At 58.9% G+C, this 4,165-nt stretch carries 3 protein-coding genes and 1 pseudogene; 3 read left to right on the top strand and 1 reads right to left on the bottom strand.

The window, feature by feature from the left end; genetic code table 11:
- The 3 genes from AAAC48_RS27655 to AAAC48_RS27665 all read left to right on the top strand — a co-directional run.
- The coding region (locus AAAC48_RS27655; RefSeq protein ID WP_340656659.1) for a CBS domain-containing protein at positions 1–191 on the top strand (191 nt) is incomplete at its 5' end.
- 40 nt (positions 192–231) lie between these two features.
- Positions 232–1,500, top strand: coding sequence for a DUF3422 domain-containing protein (locus tag AAAC48_RS27660; RefSeq protein WP_340657270.1), 1,269 nt, complete (start codon positions 232–234; stop codon positions 1,498–1,500).
- A gap of 53 nt (positions 1,501–1,553) precedes the next feature.
- A complete protein-coding gene (locus AAAC48_RS27665; RefSeq protein WP_340657271.1) occupies positions 1,554–3,539 on the top strand; it encodes an FAD-dependent oxidoreductase in 1,986 nt (661 codons plus the stop codon).
- A gap of 231 nt (positions 3,540–3,770) precedes the next feature.
- On the opposite strand, the pseudogene AAAC48_RS27670 reads toward AAAC48_RS27665, so the two are convergent.
- Positions 3,771–4,017, bottom strand: a pseudogene (locus AAAC48_RS27670) (IS3 family transposase); the annotation flags it as partial.
- Between the last annotated feature and the right edge of the window lie 148 nt (positions 4,018–4,165).

Here is a 4,165-nt window from a genome sequence, read left to right on the forward strand (position 1 = left end):
CAGGCGGTGTAACGGTGAGAACTGGCACGATTCTCGAAGAAGCGGCCAAGACCATGACCGACGCCAATCAGCAATATGCAACGGTCATCGATGACAATGGCAAGCCTACCGGCGTCATCAGCATGAACAGCCTGATCCAGGCCATGGTTACGCCGATTAGTCACCTGACTGCGCAGGCAGCTGCGGAGTAGCGAAGACCTTGTAAATCGGGAATCTCCGGGGCAGCACCAAATGCACGTTCGTTTTGAACATCCATTGCGAGACGAGCTTCATAACGAGCTCCATGCGCGTCCATCGCTCTATTTTGATGGAGATACCGACGTGTGGCATGTCGCCATCATCGGCGAAGACGGCCCTCCTTCGGTACCGGACGGTCCTCCCGGGCTGGAGGAGGTGTCGACCACGCAGCAAGGCAAGCATGGCATCGGGCGATTCGCCGGCGGCCGCCTCAAGTGGGAACTGCATACCGAGTTTTTGACACTGACCTTCGTCGCCCGCCCCTCGGACGATCTTGGCGGCACGCCTCCGCAAGCGTTCCAGGAACTTTGCGATCGTGCTGACGGACGGGTCATCGCCGCTGTCCGCGTCCTTGTGCGTGACGAAAAGGATGACCAGCGCCTTGAAAAGCCGTGCGCGGATTATGTCGCGTCTAAGGTTGGCGGCGGTGATGCGGAGGTGCATTCGAATTTCCGCCTCACCGAAAGCGGCTTTGTCGAAATCTTGCTCTTCAATAGGAACCTCAACGCCTACCGCACGGGGCGTATGGTCCGCCGGCTGCTTGAGATCGAGACCTACCGCATGATGGCGTTGCTCGCCATGCCTGTGGCGAGAGAGACCGTCGCGAATCTGGCTATATTCGATCGGCGGCTGAAACACCTGATCGCTCATATGCAGAGCACCATCAAGGTCGACAAGGCACTTCTCTCGGAAGTAACGAGGCTGTCATCTGACGTGCTCAACTTCTCTGCGATCGCTCGACAACGTTTCGGGGCGACCATGGCCTATGCGGAGATCGTCGCCAGCAGGATGCAGGAACTGCGGGAAGGCCGCGTTGAACAGCGGCAGAGGATTGGAACGTTCATCGATCGACGGTTCCAGCCTGCGATCCGCTCCTTCCGGGCAGCGGAAAGACGCCTCGACGAACTGGCCGGACGTGTCAGTCTCGCGGGCGACCTGCTCAGGACCACGGTCCAGGTTCAACTTGAGGATCAAAACGCCTCCCTGCTCACCTCCATGGAGGAGCGTGCGCGAATCCAGGTGCATATCCAGCAGGCCGTTGAAGGATTCTCGGTAATCGCGATCACCTACTATTCCGTCGGCCTTGCCAAGATCTGCCTTGAAAGCACCTCAGAGCTTGGCCTTGACCCGCATGTGGCAAAACTTGCCGTCTTGGCCGCCATTCCTTTGGTCCTTTTCGCCGTCTGGAAAGCGGTGCATCACATTCGCAAGAGCATCAATCAACGCCTCGATGAGCCAATCTCCCAAACACACAAGGGCTGACGCGATCCCAACAGCACGTCCTCTAGTTTCTTTTGCAACACCGGGGAACCTCGATGTCAAAACTTTTTCCGCATCTGTTTTCACCCGCAAAGCTGGGCGGGCACACTTTAAGGAACAGAATCGTGTTTGGGGCGCACACGGCGAATATGGCCAAGGGCGGCCTCCCGGACGAACAGCACGTCGCCTATTATGCCGAGCGCGCTATAGGCGGCGCGGGTATGATCGTTGTCGAGCCGATGCCCGTTCATCCCGCCGCCGTGTTGACGCGCGGCAACTTTCTGCCCTGTGATGACAGCGTCATCGCTTCTTTCACGAAGGTCACCGCCGCGATCAAGGGAAATGGCGCGGTGGCGATCCAGCAGCTCTACCATGTCGGCGCCCACGGCGATTCCGACAATTCCTATCATCCGCATTGGTCGCCCTCAGGTCTTCCCAGCTATCACGACAGCGACGGCTCGCATCCGATGAGCGAAAAGGAGATCTGGGAAACGGTTGACGGCTTCCTTCAGGCTGCCCGCCGATGTCGCGCCGCCGGTTTTGACGGTGTTGAAGTTTGGGCGGCTTATCTCGGTCTGGTCGATCAGTTTTGGACGCCCTGGTCGAACCGCCGAGAGGACCGATGGGGCGGATCGCTGGAAAACCGCACCCGCTTCTCGCGGGAAATCATGACCCGGATCCGCGCGGAATGTGGTGCCGACTTCATTATCGGTCTCGCGGTCAGCGATGAACCGGACCATAGCGTGGCGCTGACGCGAGACGAGCTCGCAGAGATCGTTGCGATTCATGACAGGTTGGGCGTCGTCGATTATGTGACCTGCGGTTCAGGTGGTTATCTCGACTTCCACAAACTAATGCCGACGTTTCTTTATCCGGAGAAGTTGGGAGTGGATCTTGCGGCGACGATCAAGCGGTCCGTCAAGAACGCCCTGGTCATTGCCGAGAGCCATATCAGAACGCCCGAGAACGGCGAAACAGTGCTCGGTGAAGGCGCAGCCGATCTCGTCTCGATCGTGCGCGGCCAGATTGCGGATCCCCATCTTGCCCGAAAGGCCAGCGAAGACCGACCGGATGACGTTCGCGGTTGCATTTCCTGCAACCAGATGTGCTGGGGACGGCGCGCGCGCGATTACTGGATAAGCTGCCTCGTCAACCCTTCCGCGGGACGGGAATTCCAATGGGGCGGCGATCGCTTCATCCCCTCCGAGCGTCCGAAGAAAGTGCTGGTGGTCGGCGCAGGCCCCGCCGGACTGGAAGCGGCCAGAGTGGCCGCGGAAAGGGGGCACCAGGTCATCCTCGCCGAAGCCTCGAGCCGGTTGGGGGGCAATTTCCTGCTCGCCGGAATGCAGCCTCGCCGTGGCCAGATCCTTGATCTCATTGCCTGGTACGAGCGGCAATTGACAAAGCTTGGCGTCGATATCCGTCTGAACTCCTACATCGAGGCGTCGGACGTGGAGGCCGTCGGTGCGGATACCGTCATCCTCGCGACTGGCTCCTATTCGCCCGACACCGGCTTTCAGAAGGCCCTCCCCTCGGTCGAAACGCTCCCCGGAATCGAGAAAGGAAACGTTTTCTCGATAGAGGCAGTCATGGCGCGCGAGAAACGACCGGGGAAACGCGTACTTCTGCTCGATGAGGGAGGCGGCTGGCGCGGCTGTGGAACAGCCTGGAAACTGGCGGAAGACGGGCACGCGGTGACGATGATCTCGCCCGATCCCTTTATCGGCAAAGAGCTCCAGCGTACGACAGCCGACGTCCCCCTTCGCCGTAACCTGAAGAAACTTGGCGTCAAATGGTTGCTTGAGGTCAGCGTGCTCGAGTGGCACGGCAACGGCGTCACACTCCTGGATCACAACACGGGGCAACGCTTCTTCGAGGAGGGCGACAGCCTCGTGCTTGCCACCACCAATGCGCCGGCCAACTGGTTGGGTGAGGAATTGCGCTCGTGTGGCTGCAATATTATGGAAATCGGCGACTGTGCCGCACCGCGGCAGGCGCCCTATGCCTTCTATGAGGGTAGAAAAGTTGCGTTGAAGCTGTGATGCCGGGAAAAACGACGAGAATTTCGATCGCGAATATCCGCAAGCTGGCCGTTGATGCCTGTCGAACCGGCGCTACATCTTTTTTCGCATCTGTAGTGGGCGGTCGACATATCAATCCGCGGCACCAGGGTCGTGAACTGCACCCGAACTTCGGACCGCCGGAGGATAGAGTTTTCCTGCTTTATGGACTTGCCCCTTCCGCTGGACCAAGGCGAGATGGGATTCTCGGCTTTTCGAACAGGCATCGACGATTGTCAGAACCCGGATCTTGCGGCCGTCAAACAACGGTCCGACAGGAAATCCATCGCCCAAACATCATTGGGTGCTGAGGGCGGTTTCCGGTCGTCACGCAGCTTGGCTGACACCTTGCGCTTGGGCCGCTTGTTTCGATCTGCAAGCCTTCCTCGATATATAGCCGGCAGACACGTTTGGCATTCACAGTCCACCCCTCCCGTTTCAAAAGCGCATGGATGCGGCGCTTTCAGAGAACGGCGCGAAAGGAAGAAAGAGGTGGTCATGATGTCGAATTTCCAGCCTAGTTTCCGGCAAATGGCCAGCGAACGCGGGATATTCGGCTGTTCCATATAGCCGAAGGTCAGGGTCCCGCGCATGAACAGATCATTGAT

It is taken from the genome of Phyllobacterium sp. (genome assembly GCF_037994405.1).
Lineage (GTDB): Bacteria > Pseudomonadota > Alphaproteobacteria > Rhizobiales > Rhizobiaceae > Phyllobacterium.

Bases quoted from the DNA above. Each gene is read 5' to 3' on its own strand.
- AAAC48_RS27660 (WP_340657270.1), top strand. From the start codon at position 232: ATGCACGTTCGTTTTGAACATCCATTGCGAGACGAGCTTCATAACGAG.
- AAAC48_RS27665 (WP_340657271.1), top strand. From the start codon at position 1,554: ATGTCAAAACTTTTTCCGCATCTGTTTTCACCCGCAAAGCTGGGCGGG.